General features: G+C 40.1%; 20 protein-coding genes, 5 tRNA genes and 1 pseudogene. 10 read left to right on the top strand and 16 right to left on the bottom strand.

The features are described 5' to 3' along the window. Window positions 1–3: 3 nt before the first annotated feature. The 7 genes and pseudogenes from ACRWQM_RS09030 (at window position 4) to ACRWQM_RS09000 (ending at window position 5,639) form a co-directional block, all read left to right on the top strand. Window positions 4–540, top strand: a complete 537-nt coding sequence (locus tag ACRWQM_RS09030) for a chemotaxis protein CheW (RefSeq protein WP_434931927.1) — start codon at window positions 4–6, stop codon at window positions 538–540. 97 nt (window positions 541–637) lie between these two features. Beyond that, window positions 638–1,438 carry a CheR family methyltransferase gene (locus ACRWQM_RS09025; protein ID WP_434931926.1) on the top strand — a complete coding sequence of 267 codons (801 nt, stop codon included), beginning with the start codon at window positions 638–640 and terminating at the stop codon, window positions 1,436–1,438. Between the two features lie 38 nt (window positions 1,439–1,476). Then, on the top strand, window positions 1,477–1,947 hold the full coding sequence (locus ACRWQM_RS09020; protein WP_434931925.1) for a hypothetical protein: 471 nt from the start codon (window positions 1,477–1,479) through the stop codon (window positions 1,945–1,947). Next, window positions 1,944–3,023, top strand: coding sequence for a protein-glutamate methylesterase/protein-glutamine glutaminase (locus ACRWQM_RS09015; protein ID WP_434931924.1), 1,080 nt, complete (start codon window positions 1,944–1,946; stop codon window positions 3,021–3,023). Before ACRWQM_RS09020 ends, ACRWQM_RS09015 begins: the two co-directional genes overlap by 4 nt. 110 nt (window positions 3,024–3,133) lie before the next feature. Then, window positions 3,134–3,913, top strand: a pseudogene (locus ACRWQM_RS09010) (TonB-dependent receptor domain-containing protein). Continuing rightward, window positions 3,910–4,194, top strand: coding sequence for a hypothetical protein (locus tag ACRWQM_RS09005; RefSeq protein WP_434931923.1), 285 nt, complete (start codon window positions 3,910–3,912; stop codon window positions 4,192–4,194). The pseudogene ACRWQM_RS09010 and the gene ACRWQM_RS09005 overlap by 4 nt, the downstream one beginning before the upstream one ends. 119 nt (window positions 4,195–4,313) lie before the next feature. Further along, a complete protein-coding gene (locus tag ACRWQM_RS09000) occupies window positions 4,314–5,639 on the top strand; it encodes an IS4 family transposase (RefSeq protein ID WP_434931922.1) in 1,326 nt (441 codons plus the stop codon). Window positions 5,640–5,692: 53 nt separating this feature from the next. On the opposite strand, the gene gloA is transcribed toward ACRWQM_RS09000, so the two are convergent. From gloA to ACRWQM_RS08930, 14 genes are all read right to left on the bottom strand, one after another. Continuing rightward, window positions 5,693–6,103 carry a lactoylglutathione lyase gene (gene gloA / locus ACRWQM_RS08995; RefSeq protein ID WP_434931921.1) on the bottom strand — a complete coding sequence of 137 codons (411 nt, stop codon included), beginning with the start codon at window positions 6,101–6,103 and terminating at the stop codon, window positions 5,693–5,695. 392 nt (window positions 6,104–6,495) lie between these two features. Then, window positions 6,496–7,137 (bottom strand): endonuclease III, encoded by a 642-nt coding sequence (gene nth, locus ACRWQM_RS08990; protein WP_434931920.1) that lies wholly within the window; start codon window positions 7,135–7,137, stop codon window positions 6,496–6,498. An 8-nt stretch (window positions 7,138–7,145) separates the two neighbouring features. Further along, the gene (locus ACRWQM_RS08985; protein WP_434931919.1) at window positions 7,146–7,841 is read right to left on the bottom strand and encodes an electron transport complex subunit E; all 696 of its coding nucleotides are present in this window, start codon (window positions 7,839–7,841) and stop codon (window positions 7,146–7,148) included. After that, window positions 7,834–8,463: an electron transport complex subunit RsxG gene (gene rsxG, locus ACRWQM_RS08980; RefSeq protein WP_434932013.1), complete on the bottom strand. Its 630-nt coding sequence runs from the start codon at window positions 8,461–8,463 to the stop codon at window positions 7,834–7,836. Before rsxG ends, ACRWQM_RS08985 begins: the two co-directional genes overlap by 8 nt. A gap of 24 nt (window positions 8,464–8,487) precedes the next feature. Next, entirely contained in the window at window positions 8,488–9,540 is a 1,053-nt protein-coding gene (gene rsxD / locus ACRWQM_RS08975; protein ID WP_434931918.1) for an electron transport complex subunit RsxD, read from the bottom strand. Between the two features lie 2 nt (window positions 9,541–9,542). Next, window positions 9,543–11,888 (bottom strand): electron transport complex subunit RsxC, encoded by a 2,346-nt coding sequence (rsxC, locus tag ACRWQM_RS08970; RefSeq protein WP_434931917.1) that lies wholly within the window; start codon window positions 11,886–11,888, stop codon window positions 9,543–9,545. Then, complete coding sequence (rsxB, locus tag ACRWQM_RS08965) at window positions 11,888–12,460, bottom strand: electron transport complex subunit RsxB (protein WP_434929039.1); 573 nt, start codon at window positions 12,458–12,460, stop codon at window positions 11,888–11,890. Before rsxB ends, rsxC begins: the two co-directional genes overlap by 1 nt. Before the next feature lie 2 nt (window positions 12,461–12,462). Further along, window positions 12,463–13,041: an electron transport complex subunit RsxA gene (rsxA, locus tag ACRWQM_RS08960; protein WP_434931916.1), complete on the bottom strand. Its 579-nt coding sequence runs from the start codon at window positions 13,039–13,041 to the stop codon at window positions 12,463–12,465. A gap of 145 nt (window positions 13,042–13,186) precedes the next feature. Beyond that, a complete protein-coding gene (locus ACRWQM_RS08955) occupies window positions 13,187–15,085 on the bottom strand; it encodes an EAL domain-containing protein (RefSeq protein ID WP_434931915.1) in 1,899 nt (632 codons plus the stop codon). 243 nt (window positions 15,086–15,328) lie between these two features. Beyond that, window positions 15,329–15,404: transfer RNA gene (locus tag ACRWQM_RS08950), tRNA-Asn, on the bottom strand. Between the two features lie 37 nt (window positions 15,405–15,441). Continuing rightward, a tRNA-Asn gene (locus ACRWQM_RS08945) sits at window positions 15,442–15,517 on the bottom strand. A 20-nt stretch (window positions 15,518–15,537) separates the two neighbouring features. Further along, window positions 15,538–15,613: transfer RNA gene (locus ACRWQM_RS08940), tRNA-Asn, on the bottom strand. A 21-nt stretch (window positions 15,614–15,634) separates the two neighbouring features. Further along, window positions 15,635–15,710: transfer RNA gene (locus tag ACRWQM_RS08935), tRNA-Asn, on the bottom strand. 32 nt (window positions 15,711–15,742) lie between these two features. Continuing rightward, window positions 15,743–15,818: transfer RNA gene (locus tag ACRWQM_RS08930), tRNA-Asn, on the bottom strand. A gap of 1,019 nt (window positions 15,819–16,837) precedes the next feature. On the opposite strand from ACRWQM_RS08930, the gene uvrB reads away from it, so the two are divergent. Then, window positions 16,838–18,856 carry an excinuclease ABC subunit UvrB gene (gene uvrB, locus ACRWQM_RS08925; protein WP_434931914.1) on the top strand — a complete coding sequence of 673 codons (2,019 nt, stop codon included), beginning with the start codon at window positions 16,838–16,840 and terminating at the stop codon, window positions 18,854–18,856. Window positions 18,857–18,934: 78 nt separating this feature from the next. Here the strand turns inward: uvrB and asnS are convergent, their stop codons facing one another. After that, complete coding sequence (gene asnS / locus ACRWQM_RS08920; protein WP_434926110.1) at window positions 18,935–20,335, bottom strand: asparagine--tRNA ligase; 1,401 nt, start codon at window positions 20,333–20,335, stop codon at window positions 18,935–18,937. A 237-nt stretch (window positions 20,336–20,572) separates the two neighbouring features. On the opposite strand from asnS, the gene ACRWQM_RS08915 reads away from it, so the two are divergent. Then, window positions 20,573–20,908, top strand: coding sequence for a hypothetical protein (locus ACRWQM_RS08915; protein WP_226409919.1), 336 nt, complete (start codon window positions 20,573–20,575; stop codon window positions 20,906–20,908). Here ACRWQM_RS08915 and ACRWQM_RS08910 read toward each other — a convergent pair. Further along, entirely contained in the window at window positions 20,901–21,491 is a 591-nt protein-coding gene (locus ACRWQM_RS08910; RefSeq protein WP_434931913.1) for a CoA pyrophosphatase, read from the bottom strand. The genes ACRWQM_RS08915 and ACRWQM_RS08910 overlap by 8 nt on opposite strands. 192 nt (window positions 21,492–21,683) lie before the next feature. Here ACRWQM_RS08910 and ACRWQM_RS08905 point away from each other — a divergent pair, with 192 nt between their 5' ends. Continuing rightward, window positions 21,684–22,580 (top strand): DMT family transporter, encoded by an 897-nt coding sequence (locus ACRWQM_RS08905; RefSeq protein WP_434931912.1) that lies wholly within the window; start codon window positions 21,684–21,686, stop codon window positions 22,578–22,580. Window positions 22,581–22,679: the final 99 nt, after the last annotated feature.

The raw sequence follows: 22,679 nt of genomic DNA, 5'->3' as shown, positions 1-22,679 counted from the left end.
ATAATGAATTTTCCCAGTAAGCTGGCCAGTTCTATTGATAATAATATTGAAGATGATTGGCAATATTTGACCTTTAATTTAAAAGAAGCCATGTATGCAATTGGTATTTTACATATAAAGGAAATTCTAGAGTACAGTAATGTTACACCTGTTCCTATGATGCCAAATTTCATCAAAGGTGTGATAAACCTAAGAGGTTCTGTGGTTCCAGTAGTGGATTTAGCTGCTCGCTTTGGGGCTGAACAAAGCAATATTGTAAAACGGACTTGCATTGTCATAATCGAAGTACTGAATGAAGATGTAATGCAAGTTATTGGTGTAATGGTTGATGCTGTTTCTGAAGTGATTGAAATAAGTAACAAAGATATAGAACCTGCACCAGCCTTTGGCGCACAAATAAGGGCAGATTTTATTCAAGGAATGGGTAAGATAAATGGTAAGTTTGTGATTATCTTACAGGTAGATAAGGTCCTGTCCATCCAAGAAATGACTATGGTAAGCACCTTAGTTCAAGATCAATTGCCTAATAACAAACAGTGAGCGGAACAAAAAACACTGTAAATCAAGGCTTTATTCCTACGCTTTTAAAACCTAACAGGTGTGGGAATATTTTTGAACTGCTGTTTTGAGGATAAGTATGGATATTTTAAACCTCAGTGATAAAGAGTTCTGCTTATTTCAACGAATGATTTATGAAATAGCTGGTATTAATTTATCTGAAAATAAAAAAGCTCTCGTCAGCAGCCGGCTTGCTAAAAGGGTTAAACATTTTGGATTAAATAGTTATACGCAATATTTTGAGTTACTGCAGAGTAAATCTCATAACGAATATCAAATAGCCATAGACTTACTGACTACCCATGAGACTTTTTTCTTTCGCGAGCCCAAACACTTCGACTTTATTAGGGATATCATTATCCCAACTTGGAATAGTGTTCACTACAGAGTCTGGAGCGCAGCAAGTTCATCCGGTGAGGAAGCTTATACTCTGGCAATGATACTGGCAGAACATGCTGGTAGTAAAAATTGGGAAATCTTGGGTACAGATATCAGTACTCAAATATTAGATAGAGCCAGAAGTGGCCATTATGCTATTGAAAAAGCAGATAATATTCCAAAAAACTATCTGACTAAGTATTGCCTTAAGGGAACCGGGCAGCAGCAAGGCACGTTCATCATGTGTCCTGAGCTGAGGCAAAAAGTGCAATTTATACATGCCAATTTAAAAGATAACCTTGGTCAACTTGGTAGTTTTGATGTGATCTTTCTTCGCAACGTACTCATTTACTTTGATATGAAAACAAAGCAACAAGTTGTTAATCAATTACTAAGACAACTAAAACCCAATGGATACTTTATAGTTGGCCATTCTGAGAGTCTCAATGGTGTTGTGGATAACCTTAAAGTCATTGTTCCTTCTGTGTATCAAAAACGATGAATACTGTATTGCCAAACACTGACTTTAAGAGCATAACCTTGCAACCAGGTGAGTTTCACTTTAACCAAGGAAAGGTAAAAATTAATACCTTGCTGGGCTCCTGTGTTGCCATCACCTTATGGCATCCTGAAAAACATTTAGGTGGAATGTGCCACTATATGTTGCCTTGCTGTGGCACCTCTAAAAGACTCGATATCGGTTTCTTTGCTGATGGAGCTATTTCACTGTTTTTAAAGGAAATAAAAAAATATAAAACCTTACCTCAAGACTATCATGTCAAGCTATTCGGTGGCAGTAATATGCTTCAACAACTCAGTTTTAATCATCATTTTCTTAATGTTGCTGAAAAAAATATTGATGCGGGACTAAAATTATTAGCCGTTAACGGATTTAATGTTCAAAACATGGATTTAGGAGGCTCGGTTCACAGACAAGTCTATCTAGAATTATGGAATGGTGATGTATGGGTAAAATACGGTGAACGCGATCTTACTAGAGAAGCGCTATGACAAAAATCAAAGTAATGATAGTCGATGATTCGGCCATCGTCAGACAGGTATTGCAAAGTGTATTGAATAAAGACCCTGGCATTGAGGTCATTAGTGCTGTTGCTGACCCTTTATTTGCCATGAATAGAATGGCAATTCAGTGGCCTGATGTCATTGTTTTAGATATAGAGATGCCGCGGATGGATGGCGTCACTTTCCTTAAAAAAATAATGGCAGAACGGCCAACTCCAGTTGTGATTTGCTCAACATTAACAGACAAAGGTGCTGAAACAACTATGCAGGCTTTGTCTGCTGGTGCCGTTAGCATAGTGACCAAGCCAAAAATAGGTTTAAAAGATTTTATCCAAGATGCCGCGAGTGATATTACAAACGCAGTTAAAGCCGCAGCAAAAGCAAATATGAGCAATATTCGCATGCCTAAGGCTACGGTCTCTGTAAGAGTAAAAAATAGTGTAGAAAGCTTAATACCTTGCGGGGCATCGGCTATGTCTAAAACGACCGAACATGTGGTCGCCATTGGTACATCCACAGGTGGCACTCAAGCTTTAGAGTACCTTCTAAAAGCTTTACCATCTAATTGTCCTGGCATAGTGATTGTTCAACATATGCCTGAAAAGTTTACCGCATCTTTTGCTGAGCGACTTAATAATATTTGCGATATACGTGTAAGTGAAGCCCGTAACAATGATCGTGTTTTACCTGGCCATGCACTTATTGCTCCGGGGGGAAAACACATGTTGCTTAAACGTAATGGCGCACAGTACATAGTGGAAGTTATTGATGGCCCTTTAGTGAATCGTCATAAGCCTTCGGTAGACGTACTTTTTAGATCGACCGCTAAATGTGCTGGCAAGAATGCGGTAGGATTTATTCTAACCGGCATGGGCGATGATGGTGCAAGAGGACTAAAAGATATGCTGGATGCTGGCGCGCCTACGGTGGCTCAAGATGAGAAATCTTGTGTAGTATTTGGCATGCCAAAAGAAGCAATCGCCTTAGGGGCTGCAAGCAAAGTATTGTCGCTAAATCAAATTCCGCAAGAAATTATGCGCTATGCGCATTTAAAAGATGAATAGTAAAATGGTTAAAATCAGTTTTAGAATATAATAGTTCACCTAAAGTTAGATAATTATGCTGTAAACTTAAAGATAATTCGAAAGAGACTGGATTTTTTTCATTATTCAATATCAATTTAATACTTTATTTCACATTACCGGTGAGTGCACTGTTTACCGATAAATTAACTGGTGAATTTGCGCTACGTTATGATAATTATTCAACTTTTGGTAAAGCGACAACTTTGAAAGTGGGTTTAACCTATGAAGCCACTGATTACTTAATGTTTCGTGTGTTGCCGCCACAGGCTTCAGAGCGCCAAGCATCAACGAATTATACGGCGGAGACCCAGGTTCATTCGATTACCTAACTGATCCGTTAGGTCATGAGCAGGACCCGCAAATTCTGGTTCGTTATACTTCTGATTCGTTATACTTCTGATGATGATTTGCAAGCTGAAGAATCTGAATCATTAACCGCTGGTGTTGTGTATTCACAGAGTGCGGTTGATGGTTTATCTTTAACATTAGATTACTGTAGCTTCAAAGTGACTAATGCGATTACACGTCTAGATGTGCAATCAGGCATTAATGCATGTTTAGTCGGTAACGACAGTACTGCTTGTGAAACCTTTGGCATTGACCCAGCGGCAGGAGCGGCTAAGTTTGATAACTTAATAAGCTCACTGACTAACGTGGGTTCGCAAGATACTTCAGGTATCGACTTTAACTTAGCATATACCTTTGAAGGCTTAGGTTTAGACTGGAAGATCAGTAACGATACTACTTACTTGCTGAACTTTGAGCAAGATAACGAAGATACACGGGCACAATTGACGGCAATTTTGGCGCCTATGCAAAAGTGCGTAATAACTTCAGTATTCAAGCGTCTCAAGGTGATTGGAGTGTGATGTATTTTAATCGCTATATTGGGTCAATGGACGACCACTATACTGATTATGATGAAAATGATAATCCAATCGCTGCGCTAGCTAAAGCTTATTCAGTGCTATACAACAATATCTCTAGTACATATCATATCAACAATGGTATGACGGTCATTGCAGGTGTTAAAAATTTAACTGACGAAGAACCGTCAAGTGTAACAAATGGTTCAGATGGTGGCACTGTACCTGAAGTGTATGATGTTATTGGACGTCAGTATTATGCTGGCTTCTCAATGAAGTTTTAAGTCATCATCGATATAAAAAGCCAGCAGATGCTTAACACCGATCAGTTAAGAAACTGATCGGTTGACAGCAAAAATGATCCTACGAAAATGGCTCCTTCTTTTGAACGGAGTCATTTTTTATGTTGTCTAACTGGCTTATTGATACTGAATTACTTGTCGCCCCCGAAGAACTATCTATCTTTCAAAAAGAATTGCCGTTGGAATGGATTGAACAAGCTTTGGAGCTAACCAACAAAGCAAGTATTAGGCGCAGAAAACTTCCAGCAGAATTAGTCGTTTGGCTCATCGTTGGAATTGGCCTCTACCGAAATCGTTCCATCGCTGAAGTCGTCTCCAAGCTCGACTTAACGTTAGTTGATAAGTTGGGAGAAACCGTTGCACCAAGTGCTATCCCGCAAGCCAGACAGCGACTGACAGCCGCTCCCCTTAAAGCCCTTTTTGATATCACTTCTAAACACTGGTGTCATAGGGAAGACAGCCAAGATACATGGCATGGTCTTCAGTTATTTTCTGTTGATGGAACGACATTTAGATGTGCAGAAAATACCGAGAATTCAGAGCATTTTGGCTATATCAGTAATCAGCATAGGAAGCAGTCCGTATACCCAGTAGCCCGCTTATGCGCACTCATGTCATTACGAAGTCGTATGATAAGAAATGTAAAATTTGGTCCGTGTAGTAAAGGGGAAATTAGTTATGCTCGAGAGCTAATTGAATCAGTTCCAGCTAATTCTCTCACTATTTTTGATAGTTGTTACTTTAGTGCAGATCTTATGACAAGTTGGTGGGGAGCCAACCAGAATAGTCATTGGCTTACACCACTCAAAAGTAATACACGCTTTGAAGTCATCGAGCAATACGCTGACAACGATTATCTAGTTGAGATGCCAGTATCACCACAAGCGAGAAAAAAGAACCCAGAGCTACCTGAAAAGTGGCATGCAAGACTAGTGACCTATCAAGAAAAATCCCAGGGCAATCATATTACAGGTGTGCTGAGTTCATTAACCAATAGAAGCCAATACTCCTCTCAAGATATATTAGATGTCTATTTCGAACGCTGGGAGATAGAAAATGGCTATGGAGAAATCAAGCAATATCAACTTGATGAGAGTATTTTATTAAGAAGTCAGACAGTTGAAGGCATTTATCAGGAGATTTGGGGATTACTGATAGCGTACAACTTGATCCGAGTTGAAATAAGCCAAATCGCTAAAGAGGCAGAAGTGTCACCATTACGGATTAGCTTTGTAATGGCGATGCGCTATATACAGGATGAGTTGATGTGGTGCGCAATTGCATCGCCAGGAACAATCCCTAAAAAGCTCAAAGCAATGAGGGAAAACGTTAAGCAATTTATCTTGCCCAAAAAACGAAAACGGCCCAAAAGTAGGACCGTTCGAATTAACAAAACCCGCTATCCAGTTAAGAGAAGAAACTCTTAACTGAATGGTGTTAAGCAGATGCTGGCTTTTTCTGTGATGTACTTCTTATGAAATTAACCTAATGCAGCCGTAGCAGCACTTTTTTGGATTAATTCAATTTTGTAACCATCAGGGTCTTCTACAAAAGCGATTTGTGTTTTACCGCCAGCAACGGGTCCAGGTGCACGAGTAATTTTGCCTCCAGCAGCAGCAATCGCTTCACAACGGGCATAGATGTCTTCTTCACCAATCGCTAAATGGCCAAAGCCTGTGCCAAGATCGTATTGTTTAACTCCCCAGTTATAGGTTAATTCAATCACGGCTTGTCCGGTAGATTCTTCGCCAAAACCGACAAATGCTAGGGTATATTTATACTCCGCATTTTCAGATTTTCTGAGTAATTTCATTCCCATTACATCAGTATAAAAAGCAATACTGCGATCTAAGTTACCCACACGGATCATGGTGTGTAAAAGCTGTGACATGTTAATTGTCCTTTCAAAACAGGTATAAAGAGTAACCAGAATAATATCAAGAGTAACGGGTGTATAATAGGGCTTATTATCAACAAGGCCAGATATTCACCTAAGCATCATTTTACAGAGAAACAATAAAGCATGAAATATTTGCTTTACATCACAATTGTGTAGTTTCTCCCTATGAAATTATTTCTATCGCGTTATTATTTACCCATAATAGATGGGAGGGTCAAACATGACAACCGAACTTAAAATGGCTTTAGGTACTACAGTGATCATTGCAATTTGTTTCAGTGCATTCTTCGTGTCACTTTTTTAAGAGCACAATAGCTCATTAATACTAAGTAATAAAAAAGCCGCATTAGCGGCTTTTTTGATCCCAACTTAATCATAAACGCTTATTCATTGGGGTAAACCTTTTCTTTAAACTCGCACAAGTCTTCGATAATACAAGAACCACAACGGGGTTTTCTGGCTAAGCAAGTGTACCGTCCGTGAAGAATAAACCAATGATGTACGTCTACTTTAAACTCATTCGGCACCACTTTAAGCATATTCAGTTCAACTTGATCGACATTTTTGCCTGGGGCAAATTTAGTCCGGTTTGCTAACCTAAAAATATGCGTGTCAACGGCAATGGTTGGCCAGCCAAATGCTGTATTGAGTACAACATTAGCGGTTTTGCGCCCAACACCAGGCAAGGCTTCTAATGCTTCTCTATTCTCGGGTACTTGACCACCATGAAGGTCAATTAGCATTTTACAGGCTTTCACCACATTAATGGCTTTATTGTTATACAGGCCAATCGTTTTAATATAGTTTTTTAGACCATCGACACCTAAGTCGTAAATAGCTTGTGGAGTATTGGCAACAGGGAATAACTTGTCGGTGGCTTTATTTACGCTGACATCGGTAGCTTGTGCCGAGAGCGTAACAGCGACTAACAATTCAAAGGGCGAACTGAAATTAAGCTCTGTTTCTGGCTTAGGGTTGTTATCTCTTAATCGGGTTAGGATTTGTGAACGCTTATCTTTATTCATCAGTAATGCTAGCTCACTTTAGTAATTCTTACGCGGGCTACAGCCTCTGTTTGCACCTTAGGCTGACGTTGTCTTATCGCATCATCAATCCAATTTTTAAGTGCAATTAATAAACCCATCGCAATGAAAGCACCGGGTGGTAGTAGTGCTAACAGGAAGGCATTATCAACTTGCCAAAGATGTATGGTTAATGATTTAGCCCAATCACCTAATAATAAATCCGCGCCGTAAAATAGGGTTCCTTGACCAATAATTTCACGTGTTGCGCCCAGCACTATTAACACAGCAGTAAATCCTAACCCCATCATTAAGCCATCAAATGCCGAGTGGGCGAGGGAGTTACGAGATGCAAATGCTTCGGCACGGCCAATAATGACGCAGTTAGTCACAATCAATGGTAAAAATATCCCAAGGGATAAATATAAGCCGTAGGCATAAGCGTTAACCAGTAATTGAACACAGGTGACGAGTGCGGCAATGATCATCACAAAAACAGGAATACGGATTTCTTTAGGCACAAGATCACGAACTAAAGATACTAAAATGTTTGATCCGACCAAAACGAGTAAAGTGGCCAGACCTAATCCCAACGCATTTGTGACTGTCGCGGTAACCGCTAATAACGGACATAAACCGAGTAGCTGGACTAATCCGGGGTTATTTGACCATAAGCCTTGCTTGGCAATTTCTTGATACTTACTCATGTGTTTCTGTTTCTCCACAAGGTCGTCCACCTAGGTACAAATCTTTGCGATTAGCCTCAACAAAGGCGACCGCATTGCGAATGGCTTTAACATATGCTCTTGGGGTGATTGTGGCGCCAGTGAATTGATCAAATTGGCCGCCATCTTTTTTTACGAACCAGGATTTATCTTCTTGTTCCCAAATTTTATCAGTAAATTCAGTTACCCAATCGGATTTTCTTAACTCAATTTTATCCCCTAAACCGGGAGTTTCTTGATGGGTGAGGGTACGAACTCCTAGTACTCTATTATCGTTGTCGATACCGACAATAATCTTAATCGCGCCGTTGTAGCCGTCTGGGGCAATTGCTTCTATAGCTATTGCTGTCGGCTGCTGTTGTTTCATAGCGATATAAGCGGGTAAGTCATCAGATGTGCCGAGTAAATCAGGGGAGTTAACCCAAATGCACTGTGAAACTAGCTCATTATCATGATATTGAGCAGGGATCACTTGGGTTAATGTTTGACTTAACTGAGCGACTTGTTGTTGGTGAATGGTATCTTTGGTTAAGCCATTGACCACGGCAACTAAACCGGTACAACACAGTGCAAATACACCGAGGATTGTGCCGTTTTTAAGCATTGAATTATCTTTTAATGACACAGATTAACTCCCTGAGCGATGACCATAAGTTCTTGGTCGAACATAGTGGTCGATAAATGGAGCACACATGTTGGCTAGCAAAACAGCAAATGCAACCGCATCAGGATAGCCGCCATAAGTTCTGATAACATAAATCAGTATACCTACCATGGCGCCAAAAATGAGTCTTCCACTTGCACTCGTTGCTGCAGTGACTGGGTCGGTGGCAATAAAGAAAACGGCCAACATGGTACCACCGGAAAATAAGTGCATTATTGGGCTGACATGGGTATCTGGATTAAGTAAAAAACCAAAGCTTGAACACACAAACAAAGCGACTAAGATTCCAGTACTAATGTGCCAGCGGATCACGTTGAGCTTTAACATGATTAATCCGCCTATTAAAAAGGCAAGATTGACGGCAAACCAGCCAGCGCCCACCATTCCAGAAAATATCGGTTTAGTTAAGCTTTCGGTAGTGGTTAGCCCCATAGATAAATCTGTTTTAAGGGTGTCTAACGGCGTGGCCATAGTGGTGCCATCAATAGCAAGATTATGGTTTATAGCAACCCATTCTGACGATGAGCCTATAACCGCGTGCCATGCAGAGGATAAGTCAACCGAATGTTGTGCTACAGACACAGGAGATACCCAATCAGTCATTTGCACAGGAAAAGAAATTAACAACAAAACATAGCCAGCCATAGCAGGATTGAAAAGATTATTTCCCAGCCCACCGTATAAATTTTTAACAATAACAATAGAGAAAAGTGTACCAATAACGATAATCCACCAAGGGGCTAGCGGGGGAATTGCAATGGCCAGTAAAAGGGCTGTTACCAGCGCACTATTGTCTGCTAGTGTGGGGACTATAGGACGATTACGCAGGCGTAATATAACAGCCTCTGCCACATAAGCGGTTATGACAGCCAGCACGATTTGTAATAAAGTCCCAAAGCCGAAAAAATACAGCTGTGCAGCAATCCCAGGTATTAGGCATAAAGCAACGCGTTGCATAACTTTAGCCGTTTGCAGTGTGGTGGCTACATGGGGTGATGAGGCAATTTTAAATGCCATGTTTAATCCTCTTTCTCTGCTTGTTGAGCGAGCTTTTTAGCTTTTGCCTTAGCAATTGCTGCGGCAATTTTTGCTTGTTTATCTTGTACTGTATGTTCGGCTGCACTGTCTTTTGTTAATGCAATATTAGTTGTACTTTTACCTACTGGCGCTTCTTCCGTTAGGGCTGCTGATGTCGTTTTTTTCGCCTTTGCTTTTGCAATTGCGGCAGCAACTCGGGCTTTTTTAAGGTCATCAGGACTTTGGCTTATATCATTTGTTGGTTCTGTCAAGATTGGCTGATGTTCTGCTGACGCAGCTAATTCTGCACTTTTATCAAGTTGGTCAGCTATTGTGTTGTCAGCCACTACTGACTGTAACTTCTTAGCTTTTGCTTTAGCAATTGCCGCAGCCACTCTAGCTTGTTTATCTGCATCTTGTGCTGACACATGAGGTTGCTCAGCGACGTCAGCTATCAGATCGTTAAGTTCGTCACTATTCGCTTGTTCAGTGCTAACGATTTCAGCTTGTTGTGTCTGCAATGCCTTTTTGGCTTTGGCACGTGCAACAGCGGCCGCAGCTCTTTCTTGTTGCGATAAGGCTGCTTTAACTGGTTCAGTATTATTAGCATTTGTCGAATCAAGTACGACTCTATCAGTCGCTGGAGTATCGCTATTTTGCACTTGGGCGGCTTTCTTTGCCTTCGCTCTTTGAATTGCTGCGCTGACAGCGGACTTTTTGTCAGAGGTGTTATTAACATCGTTACTGGGTTGTTGACTAACTTGTGTGTTAGGCGTTAATTCTGTCACCATGACATTATCATCTTGCGTGGCAGATGCTTTTTTAGCGGCAATACGTGCCATAGCAGCGGCAACAGCATCTTTGTCAGTAGTTTTCATACTTGCTTGTCGTTTTGCTGCCGCGTCTTTGGCTTTGGCTTCGCGTGCTAGCTTTTCATCTTCCAAACGTTGTAGTCGTGCTTCAAATCGCACTTTGGCTTTATCAGCTTGCACTTTTTCTTCAGCCTCAATTTTAAGTGCTGATTTCGCAATACGATAATATTCAACTAACGGTATATCACTTGGGCACACATAACTACAGCAGCCACATTCAATACAATCTTGTAAGTTAAAACTAGCGGCTTTGTCATATTCTTCTGCCTTTGCGTGCCAAAATAATTGTTGTGGTAATAATAGTGCAGGACAAGCAATAGCGCATTCACCACAGCGAATACAGGCTTTCTCTACACTGTCAGGAGCTATTTCAGCAGCAGATGGCGCTAAAATACAGTTAGTCCCTTTAAGAATAGGTACATTGGTATTTTGAATAGCGTAGCCCATCATTGGGCCGCCAATAATGACTTTTTGATTTTGTTCGATGCTAAAATTAACTTGATCAAGTACGGTTGAAATCGGCGTGCCGATGGGCAGCCAATAATTCCCCGGGCGGTGAATATTGTTACCGGTTAATGTGACTACTCGTTCAACCAAAGGCTTGCCGTGAATGACAGCATCTTGAATGGCGAATGCGGTACCGACGTTTTGGACCACTATCCCTAATTGAGAAGGTAGACAACCACTAGGGACTTCTTTGCCAGTTATAATTTGAATAAGTTGTTTTTCGCCCCCAGAAGGGTATTTAGTTGGTATTACGGTTACTCTGGTACTGTTTGGAGGCAACTGACTGTGGCTGATAGCAACTTTCATTGCTTCAACCGCTTCTGGCTTATTATCTTCAATGGCGATAATAATCCGTTGCGGCTTAATCAGGCGGTAAATAATCTCTATACCTGCCAATATCTCATTACTGTAATCACGCATTAAGCGATCATCTGATGTGATATAAGGCTCGCATTCAATACCATTGATAATCACGAGATCAATTTTACTGGCAGTATTGAGCTTAATATGAGTAGGAAAGGCCGCGCCGCCCATACCAGCAATCCCAGCTTGTTTAATTCTAGCGATTATTTCATCATTACTAACGGATAAAATATCCGAGGGTGCTAACTCGCACCAGGTATCTAAACCATCTGCTTCAATGATACAGCTCATTACGGGCAAACCCGATGCATGGTTACTTGCAACAGATTCAATACCCATAATTATGCCTGAAGTGGGAGCGTGTACTGGCAAGTAGATAAAGCCACTCCCTTCGGTTAACACTTGACCTTTTAAGACAGATTGACCTAACTCGACAATTAATCGAGCTTGTTCACCTACCTGAGGTACAGGCACAATGAATTGTTTCGCTAATGGCAGTCGAGCTATCGGTTGTTGATTAGAAAGGTGTTTAAGCTGCGGTGGATGTATGCCACCAGAAGATTGCCACAGTGAGCCTTTATCTAATTGTTCTAATAAAGTTAACACTATATTTCCTCTCGAGTTTCAGACAACACAGTAATAGGAATGGTATTGAGCTTCCAGTCCCAATTTTTAAGGGTTGTTTCAACAGGGATCATATCAATACAATCTACCGGGCAAGGCTCAACACACAAATCACAGCCAGTACAATCTTTGGCAATAACGGTATGCATTAGCTTACCAGCACCTAAAATAGCATCTACTGGACATGCTTGAATGCATTTAGTACAACCAATACATTCATCTTCTCGAATGTAAGCGACTTTTTTAACCGACTCTTGGGCTTCAGCATTCAGTGGTTCTGGATCAACTCCCATTAATTCAGCGAGCTTTTCCATTGTGGCTGTACCACCAGGAGGGCATTTATTGACTTTATCACCATTAGCAATGGCTTCTGCGTATGGCCTACAACCTGGATATCCACATTGACCACATTGAGTTTGTGGTAGTAATGCTTCAACTTGATCGATTATCGGATCGCCTTCAACTTTGAATCTATCTGCAGCAAAGCCTAATATAACGCCAAAAACAATAGCCACTATCGTTAAGACAGCCACTGCAATAAAAATGCTTGTCATCATTACTTAACCAGCCCTGCAAAGCCCATAAAGGCAAGTGACATAAGGCCTGCGGTAATCATTGCTATCGCGCCGCCTTTAAATGGCAAGGGGACATCTGCCGCCGCAAGACGTTCACGCATCGCAGAAAACAAAATCAGCACCAAAGAAAAACCAACCGCGGCGCCAAATCCGTAAACAGCGGATTGGATAAAGTTATGGTCTTCATTAACGTTGAGCAAGGCTACGCCTAACACTGCACAGTTAGTCGTAATAAGAGGTAGATAAATTCCTAGCGCACGATGTAAAGTGGCGCTGGTTTTTTGAACTAACATTTCAGTGAACTGAACAACCACAGCGATCACCAAAATAAAGCCCATGGTGCGCAAGTAAGATAAATCAAATGGTTGTAATAGAAACTCGTTAGTTAAGTAGCTAAGAATTGAGGCTAACGTGAGCACGAAGGTGGTTGCCATAGACATACCCACAGCCGATGCAAGTTTACTGGATACGCCCATAAATGGGCATAAACCTAAAAATTTAACTAATACAAAGTTGTTGACCAGTACGGTACCAATCAATAAGAGGAGATACTCTGTCATTGCTGCACATTTTCTAATAAAACATCTGGGTATTATCTAAGGTTTAGCACTGATAAACAACGGATAAAAAACAAGGTTAACGAGATAATCATTAACCTTGATAAAAAATGTTCATTTTGGTTTCCAAAAATGGCTTGATAACATCCTAATCAGTGTTGATAACGCTGTCTGGTTTGGCAATATAGTATCCTTGCAGGCCATCGACTAATAACTTCTCTAGGGTTAGCTTTTCATCTTGACGTTCAACCCCAGTCGCTAAAACCAAAATATTAAGACGCTTTGCTATATCGACAATCATTCGAACAAAAAATTTATTGTTATTGTCTGATTCAATCGAATGACTGTAGCTATTATCTAATTTAATGTAATCAGGGCGAACCTCTCTGAAAAACTTAAACGAGGTAAAACCTAAACCAAATCGCTCAACAGCAACTTTTGCACCTACTTTATGTATTTCTGATACAAAATTAAAACTTGCCGCTAAATTAGTTTGCATACCAGACTCATTGACCTCGAAGACTAATCTAGATGCTTCTGTACGATGGTGAGTTAATACCTCTTTTAACCAGTAAACAAAAACTGCTTGCAACGCTGATGTTGCACTGATGTTAACACCTAACATGCCAGTCAATAATGGGTTTTCTTTCATCAATTGTAAGGTACTGGTAATAATCATTTTATCTAATTCAATACTCAGGCCATATCGCTCTGACATAGCAATAACTGATGCAGTAGGTAAATGTTTACCCTCAGCATTGTAAAATCTTGCTAGTAATTCACGGTACAAGTCATTATCGGTATTGCAGGGTAAAATGGGTTGTTGAAAAAACTTTATCCCCCTACGATTAATGATATCGTTGATAGTCACTTTCCAATGTTCATCTCCAAGTGTTTCATTACCGTCAAACTTCTCTAAATAATGATAACGATTGGGCCCTAAGGTTTGCGCAATACTCACCGCAGAATCTAGCATAGCGAGTAAAGTGGTTGGATCATTGTCTGACAGATAGGGTACGACTCCGATGTGAGCAACTGAATCTTGTTGAATACTTTGAGTATAGTCATCAAATTGTTGTTTAAGTTTTTCAATATAATTAGTGCTTTCTTTAATAGAAACACCATCCAAAAAAACCGCAAAATCGCTACTTGATATTCTAAAATGCTCTGGTTTTGCCTGTCTTGGAGCTGCATTACGTATACAGTCTGACAATTTAGCTAAATAATTATCACCAGCAATTCGTCCATATAATTGATTCATATTGGTTAATTCAGATGCTTTGATGATAACTAAAGTCCCAAAAAGATTCTTTTGTGATTGGGTTAACTTTTCTAAATACGTATTGAATCTATGGCGGGTTGAAAAGCCTGTTATCGGGTCCTGATTAGCTTCTTTTGTGAGTTTTTCATTGTCAACTCTAATGATTTCTAAGCTTTCTTTTAGTTTGGAACGACACTTTTCTAATGCATTACCCAGAGGTTTTAATATGCCTCTAAGACGAGATGTTTCTACGGCCTGAAAAGAGAGCGTGGAAATGTTATCGATATATTGTGCCGCATACTTGATTCGACGTTTATGCACAAAAATGAGAATGGTGAATAACAGCATCAGCAACACATAGGCTAAAATTAATAGCAGGGTGATTTGTTCAAGTTTGTACAGACTGGTTTCTATCGCTGCAATAGGATTCAGTTTGACTTGCATACGACCATCAGGAAAAGTGAAGCTATATCCAAGGTCGATATTAAATACAGTATCTGCAAATGATTGATCTGTTTTTGCTAGCGAACCACTAGTAAAGTTATGGATGCTGTCGGAATTATGCACATATTGAAAAAACTGGAAATCATAGTCCCTGCTAAATGTTTTGAATAAATCATCACCATTTCCAGTCCAATAACTGTATTTCTCAACATATTCGGCAAAATGTTGTCGTGCAGCATCGCCTTGTATTTGGACCTGGTTGTTTTCAATAGTATAAATTCGATAAAAGAGTAAGCCGAAGACGATTAACAGTACCAGATGAAATGATTTTGATAAGCCCATAACATATCCATTTTATAAAAGTGATCCTTTATTAACTAACACTAAAGGCAGAGCAATATTTAAACAATATAAGCGTTTGAGTTTCCTTTTAATCCTTAGAAGCGATGGTTTTTAAAAGGATATGAAGGATATCAGGATTATATAGCTGAAAACATTAGCCTGAATAGACTATATTTTAGCAGTTATTTAAATATTTGCTTAATACTAATAGGGGGGTAAAGAACTTAAGAAGGAATTGAAGTATGGCTCCCCAGACTGGACTCGAACCAGTGACATACGGATTAACAGTCCGCCGTTCTACCAACTGAACTACTGGGGAATTGAGGATACTTGTTTTTGATTGCTATTAGTTTTGATGGCTCCCCAGACTGGACTCGAACCAGTGACATACGGATTAACAGTCCGCCGTTCTACCAACTGAACTACTGGGGAAATGATCAAATGCTTTTAAGTGGCTCCCCAGACTGGACTCGAACCAGTGACATACGGATTAACAGTCCGCCGTTCTACCAACTGAACTACTGGGGAATACTTAAGTGCGATATTATATGGCTCCCCAGACTGGACTCGAACCAGTGACATACGGATTAACAGTCCGCCGTTCTACCAACTGAACTACTGGGGAATTATATAATATTATTCTAACAATTTTACTAATGGCTCCCCAGACTGGACTTGAACCAGTGACATACGGATTAACAGTCCGCCGTTCTACCGACTGAACTACTGGGGAATCGTTTTAGCAATGTATTGCTGAGAACGGAGCGCATAGTAAAACGCCTAGTAGCATGAGTCAACTCGAGTTATAAAAAAAAGTGCAATTAACTTGTTAACTGCTCATGTAATGTGCATCGTGCACGACTTTTCAGCACTTATTGTCAAATTCGGTAGTTTTTAGTGGCTAGCAATTATTAGCTGATAATAATATTTTATCTAATATGATGATACTTCACTCAAGTAAATGAAGTGATTACACTTTTACTCGTATTAGAGAAATAGCATCAATTGTTTATTAGTTCTATAACATCAACAATTAGGTTAATACCACTACTTAGCCGACATTTTCTGTGGGTATATAAGTAAACAGTAATTTTCTAATACAAGACTTTAGAATATATTGAATTTGAAGTAGTGACTATTTTTTGGGAGAGCTCCTTTGATAGTATGCTTGATGCTGTTTAGGCATGTGATCGAATAATGCAAAAAGAAAGGAAAATGCTGTTGTGTTCATGACAAGGTGAGATTAGCTTTCAAATGTAATAAACTTTCATCAAGCCAAGATGACACTTTAATGAATTGACCATAACGTCAACCCCGCACCCTGACTGAGGTTGTATGAGTTATCCACTAAATCTGTGGATAAGCTTGTGGGTTACTCTGTTTTGTTGCCTGCAAACGCTGATTAAGCCTCAGTTCAACTTAAAATGGTAGATTTATTTAGCAAGTGATTAAGTAACTGTTTTTTATACAGTAAAAAAATGCAACATGTTTCTTTATCACGACATATTCACTGTTGCAAAAATGTAATCAGTTTCAAACAAGCATTGTGCATTAAATTGCAGTTTTCACTGCGGTTTAGCTTAGTAATTGAGCTGTTTACTGGCAAATTAGATCATGTTTAATTATTTCATCATTTGATCGTTAAATCGTCATACATTAATTTTTTCGTTTACAACGCCATAAAATATTATCTAGGGTTAATGGCTATTTTTTATTATGATAATGGCGACATTTAATCATTAGAGAACCTGCGTGCCAGAAAAGATTTTTCGTTTAGCCTCTCAATATACCCCGGCAGGTGATCAGCCAACCGCAATCGCGCAATTGGTTGAAGGGATACGCAGTGGTATTGCCAGTCAAACCTTGCTAGGTGTTACAGGATCGGGGAAAACCTATACCATTGCCAATGTTATTGAGACTATGGGACGTCCAACGATTATTATGGCGCCTAACAAAACCCTTGCAGCTCAGCTTTATGGTGAGATGAAAGAGTTTTTCCCCGATAACGCGGTTGAATATTTTGTTTCTTACTATGATTATTACCAGCCTGAAGCTTATGTCCCCGCGTCAAACACCTTTATTGAAAAAGATGCATCGGTCAATGCTCATATCGAACAAATGCGACTATCAGCGACTAAAGCACTTTTAGAGCGTAAAGATGTGGTATTGATTGCCTCTGTTTCAGCCATTTATGGTTTAGGCGATCCGGATTCTTACTTGAAAATGCTATTACATCTGCGCCAAGGCGATTTTATGGGGCAGCGTGACATATTGATCCGGCTAAGTGAATTGCAGTACAAGCGTAATGATATTGAACTTCAGCGTGGTACATACCGGGTTCGTGGTGAAGTGATTGACATATTTCCTGCTGATTCTGAAAGAGATGCAATTCGAATTGAGCTTTTTGACGACGAAATAGAACGATTAAGTGAGTTTGACCCGTTAACCGGACACATCATTAAGCGTATTGTTCGAACGACTATTTATCCTAAAACCCATTATGTGACTCCGAAATCAAAGATTTTGGCCGCAACTGAATTCATCAAAGAAGAACTGCGCGAGAGACGAGAATATTTACTCGAGAACAACAAGTTAATTGAGGCTCAGCGGATCACTGAGCGAGTGCAGTACGATGTTGAAATGATGGTGGAGCTTGGATATTGCTCTGGCATTGAAAATTATTCACGCTACCTATCTGGTAGGGCTCCAGGAGAAGGGCCGCCAACACTATTGGATTATTTACCTGCAGACGGTTTGCTTATCATCGATGAGTCTCATGTCACCGTGCCACAAATTGGCGCTATGTATAAGGGCGACCGAAGCCGGAAAACTAATTTAGTCGATTATGGGTTTCGATTGCCTTCGGCATTAGATAACCGGCCATTAAAATTTGAAGAATTTGAAAACTTGATGCCACAAACCATTTTTGTGTCAGCTACCCCAAGTCAATATGAGTTGGATAAAAGTGAAGGTGAAATTGCCGAACAGGTTGTTAGGCCAACGGGTTTACTTGATCCTGTTATTGAAGTCAGACCTGTAGGAATACAAGTTGATGATTTATTGTCTGAAATTCATAAAAGAGTCGCGGTTAATGAACGTATTTTAGTGACCACGTTAACCAAAAAAATGAGTGAAGACTTAACTGATTATTTAGATGAACATGGGGTTAAAGTTCGCTATTTACACTCAGACATTGACACTGTCGAGCGGATGGAAATTATTCGTGATCTTCGATTAGGACATTTTGATGTACTTGTTGGGATTAACTTATTACGCGAAGGTTTAGATTTACCTGAAGTCTCCTTAGTATGCATTTTAGATGCGGATAAAGAAGGTTTTTTACGTTCAGAGCGCTCATTGATCCAAACTATCGGTCGGGCCGCCCGCAATATTAACGGTAAAGTAATCTTATATGCAGACAGGATCACTAACTCAATGGCTAAAGCTATGGGAGAGACGGATAGACGCCGTGAGAAGCAGCGACTGCATAATGAAATAAATGGGATTACCCCAAGAGGTGTGGTTAAAAATATCACAGATGTGATGGATATGGGGGACAGTAAGCAAGGCAAGCGAGCAAATAAAAACACTCTATATGATAAAGTGGCTGAGCCTCATACCCAATATTCCAGCATTGCAGATTTGAGCCATCAAATTGATCGACTTGAAAAACAGATGCATGAACATGCAAAAAATCTCGAGTTTGAACAGGCCGCCGCCGTTCGTGATGAGGTTAAGCAATTAAGAGATCAATTAATTTTAACATCTTAGCATTATCAAACTGAGCTAATTAAATTCAAAACATAAAAAAACGCGCTATAACAGCGCGTTTTTTATGACCAATAAGTGTTAGAAACTTGCTGAACGTGGTGCGCGAGGAAATGGGATAACATCACGAATGTTGTTAACACCAGTCACATATGACACTAAACGCTCAAAGCCTAAACCAAAACCTGCATGGGGTACTGTGCCATAACGGCGTAAGTCACGATACCACCAGTAATCCTCTTGGCTTAACTCCATTTCAGCTAAGCGAGCATCAAGTACGTCTAAACGCTCTTCACGTTGTGCGCCTCCGATGATCTCACCAATTCCTGGTGCTAATACGTCCATTGCGGCAACTGTCTTACCGTCATCGTTTAAGCGCATGTAGAAAGCTTTAATGTCTTTAGGGTAGTTTTTCACGACAACTGGCGCTTTAAAGTGTTCTTCAGCTAAATAACGCTCGTGTTCAGACTGTAAATCGATACCCCATTCCACATCGAACTCAAACTGTTTACCGCAGTTTTTAAGAATTTCAACCGCATCGGTATAATCGACTTGGGCGAAATCGCTGTTAACAAATGACTGTAAACGTTCAATAACGGTTTTATCAACTCGCTCATTAAAGAAATTCAAGTCGTCCATGCGCTCTTCAAGTACAGCTTTAAATGCAAATTTAAGCATTTTTTCAGCTAGTTCAGCAGCATCATCTAAGGTAGCAAATGCTACTTCAGGTTCAACCATCCAGAATTCGGCAAGGTGGCGAGTGGTGTTTGAGTTTTCTGCACGAAAAGTTGGGCCAAAGGTATACACTTTAGACAGTGCACAAGCATAAGTTTCAGCATTTAGTTGACCTGATACGGTTAAGAATGATTCTTTACCGAAAAAATCTTTATCGTAATCAACTTTACCCTCAGCTGTGCGAGGTAGATTTTCCATGTCTAATGTCGACACGCGGAACATCTCCCCGGCGCCTTCACAATCAGATGCGGTAATTAGCGGGGTAGAGACCCAGATAAAGCCTTCTTCATTGTAGAAACGATGGATAGCTTGGGATAAACAGTTACGTACACGAGCAACAGCACCAATAATATTGGTACGTGGACGTAGATGTGCAAGCTCACGTAAATGCTCAATCGAGTGACGTTTCGCAGACATTGGGTAAGTATCAGGGTCATCAACAAAACCTGTGACTAATAACTCAGACACTTGTAATTCAAATGCTTGACCCGCACCAGGAGAGGCTACCACTTCACCGGTCATGACGACAGAACAGCCAGCAGTCAATTTCAATACATCGTCATTGTAATTGGCTAGGCTGTTTGGCACGACGCCTTGAATTGGGTCAAAACATGAGCCGTCATACACGGCCAAGAAAGAGATACCCGCTTTTGAATCGCGACGAGTTCTCACCCAGCCACGTACAGTGACTTGCGAACCAACGACGTGTTCACCTTTAAATACAGAAGCGACAGATGCAATGCTCATTGTTGCTTTATTCTCCAACATTAAAATAGTAAGTAATTTTGCCTTTATCTTACCTTTATGGTGGCTTTTCTCAAGCTGAAAACGCTATTCTAGGGATATTATTGTGATAGTGTTAATTCACAGGTTTAAATACTAGCTGAAATTAACGTATATTTCTGTTTGTCGCTGAATATGAGTTATTTAGCTTCTCAGATTTAGTTTGAATTAATGGTTTTTTAAAGTCGCTAAGGAAATAGCATGTCGCGGTTAGGTGTATTACAAGTCATATTAACCATATTATCTTTGTTAGGGTGGAGTTTGGCCATCTATGCATTACTTATTTACGGTGAGGCAAGACCTGATCGTGCGGTAGGTTATTTCTTATCACAAGGTGTTGAGGTACGTTTTGATTGGGATGCCGCTTTAACGGTAAAATTAGAATATATTATTTGGTGGTGTGCGGGGGTAAGTTTACTCAACCTGCTGGTTAACTTTTACGCAAAAACGACTACTCGAATGGGAGTCTGGTTTAATATTCCCTTGTTATTATTAGTGTCCCTATCTGCTGGTTTATATATTCGCTTTGTTATTTGATTAAGCCATAGTTGTCAATATGTCGACACAATAGGTCAATCATCGCAGCCGTCACGCCCCAAATAAATTTATCCTCAAACGGCATATAGTGCACTTCATAGCACTTGCCTTTGCGCCAGTGTTGGCCTAAATGACGATTACTCGTTTGTTTAAAGTAATTAAGTGGCACCCTAAAGCAGCTGACTACTTCACCAGGATCAATTGTTAGCTTAAAAGGTTGTTTGATAATGCCAACAATTGGCGTGATTTCAAATCCGGTGAATGTTTTGTGCGGTGGAAATGAGCCTATCACATCGACGTTGGTTTTTAGCAAACCAATCTCTTCTTGTGCTTCACGAAGTGCGGTATCAATTGCATTACGATCACTTTGCTCAAATTTTCCGCCTGGAAAACTTATTTGACCAGGATGGTGACGAAGATGCATCGCGCGTTTAGTTAAGATGAGATATAGCTCACCGCCAATCTGCTGAATAGGGATAAGCACAGCGGCTTCTCTGCCAGGATAATGTGCTGGTGCAGAGGTAATGTTATTGGCTGAAAGAGCTTGCAGTTGAAAGCGTATCAAAAATTCATTTAATTGCATGGTGAGTGATTAATTCCGATGAAGCTTATCAATAAAATGGCTTAGCAAACTTGTTAATAATTAGGCTAACCTAGCTCGCGTAGATTAAAAAGCTTTATCTGTTTTTTATGTTAGAAGGATAAATTAGCAGGCTATCTTGTAGTCAGTTAACAACTTGAGTAATCTTGTTTTCTTTTTTCCGGTGAAATAACTGTGATTGCTAATTTATTATTATTATTAACAGCAGCTGTTTGGGGCTTTGGATTTGTTGCGCAATCTTTGGGGATGGATCATTTAGCGCCCTTTATGTTCAATAGTTTACGATTTTTTATTGGTGCTCTGAGTTTATTGCCATTGATCTGGTATTTCGCCAATAAAAAAACCTTACTAGTTGGCCAAAAGAAATCACTTTTGATAGCGTCAATTAGTGCTGGCTCGGTATTGTTTATTGCCGCGTCATTGCAACAAGTGGGGTTACAGTATACATCCGCGGCTAATGCTGGATTTATCACAGGGTTATATATCGTAATAGTGCCAGTGCTTGGACTTATTCTTAAACATCAAACCGGTGTTAATACATGGATTGGCTGTGCAATTGCTGTGGTGGGATTATATTTTTTAAGCATCAAAGATGACATGCGCATCGGCTATGGTGACTTATTGCAATTAATTGGCGCTGTATTTTGGGCGATACATATCCTGATCATCGACCACTTTGCCAAAAAACACTCACCGATATTATTGTCGCATTTACAATTTATTTTCTGTGGCTTATTAAGTATTACGGTCTCTATGATGATTGAAACGACTGTGGTTGCTAATATTGGATTAGCCTGGGCCGCACTAGCGTATTCAGGGATTATTTCAGTGGGCGTGGGTTATACTTTACAAGTTGTCGCACAAAAAAATGCCCATCCAGCGCATGTTGCCATTATTCTCAGTTTAGAGACTGTGTTTGCAGCAATTGGTGGCATTGTTATTCTGGGTGAAACCTTAGATGCTAGGGCATTACTCGGGTGTGGATTAATGCTGATGGGCATTTTAGTCTCACAAATACCATTACGCTATTTTGTCAAATCTTGGGGCCAACAAAAACACCCTACAGTATAAGCAGATTGAGCTTTAGTTAACCTCAACTCGGGTTAAGAGATGGGCTCAATAAGCTGAATTCAACAGATTTAGCTTATTTTGTAGCAAACTTGCTATTTG

Source organism: Shewanella sp. HL-SH5 (genome assembly GCF_051163755.1).
GTDB lineage: Bacteria > Pseudomonadota > Gammaproteobacteria > Enterobacterales > Shewanellaceae > Shewanella > Shewanella glacialimarina.
The sequence above is the reverse complement of the archived record's forward strand: the minus strand, read 5'-3'. Positions and strand labels throughout refer to the sequence as shown.

Bases quoted from the DNA above. Each gene is read 5' to 3' on its own strand.
- ACRWQM_RS09030 (WP_434931927.1), top strand. From the start codon at position 4: ATGAATTTTCCCAGTAAGCTGGCCAGTTCTATTGATAATAATATTGAA.
- ACRWQM_RS09025 (WP_434931926.1), top strand. From the start codon at position 638: ATGGATATTTTAAACCTCAGTGATAAAGAGTTCTGCTTATTTCAACGA.
- ACRWQM_RS09015 (WP_434931924.1), top strand. From the start codon at position 1,944: ATGACAAAAATCAAAGTAATGATAGTCGATGATTCGGCCATCGTCAGA.
- ACRWQM_RS09000 (WP_434931922.1), top strand. From the start codon at position 4,314: ATGTTGTCTAACTGGCTTATTGATACTGAATTACTTGTCGCCCCCGAA.
- gloA (WP_434931921.1), bottom strand. From the start codon at position 6,103: ATGTCACAGCTTTTACACACCATGATCCGTGTGGGTAACTTAGATCGC.
- nth (WP_434931920.1), bottom strand. From the start codon at position 7,137: ATGAATAAAGATAAGCGTTCACAAATCCTAACCCGATTAAGAGATAAC.
- ACRWQM_RS08985 (WP_434931919.1), bottom strand. From the start codon at position 7,841: ATGAGTAAGTATCAAGAAATTGCCAAGCAAGGCTTATGGTCAAATAAC.
- rsxG (WP_434932013.1), bottom strand. From the start codon at position 8,463: ATGCTTAAAAACGGCACAATCCTCGGTGTATTTGCACTGTGTTGTACC.
- rsxD (WP_434931918.1), bottom strand. From the start codon at position 9,540: ATGGCATTTAAAATTGCCTCATCACCCCATGTAGCCACCACACTGCAA.
- rsxB (WP_434929039.1), bottom strand. From the start codon at position 12,460: ATGACAAGCATTTTTATTGCAGTGGCTGTCTTAACGATAGTGGCTATT.
- rsxA (WP_434931916.1), bottom strand. From the start codon at position 13,041: ATGACAGAGTATCTCCTCTTATTGATTGGTACCGTACTGGTCAACAAC.
- ACRWQM_RS08955 (WP_434931915.1), bottom strand. From the start codon at position 15,085: ATGGGCTTATCAAAATCATTTCATCTGGTACTGTTAATCGTCTTCGGC.
- asnS (WP_434926110.1), bottom strand. From the start codon at position 20,335: ATGAGCATTGCATCTGTCGCTTCTGTATTTAAAGGTGAACACGTCGTT.
- ACRWQM_RS08915 (WP_226409919.1), top strand. From the start codon at position 20,573: ATGTCGCGGTTAGGTGTATTACAAGTCATATTAACCATATTATCTTTG.
- ACRWQM_RS08910 (WP_434931913.1), bottom strand. From the start codon at position 21,491: ATGCAATTAAATGAATTTTTGATACGCTTTCAACTGCAAGCTCTTTCA.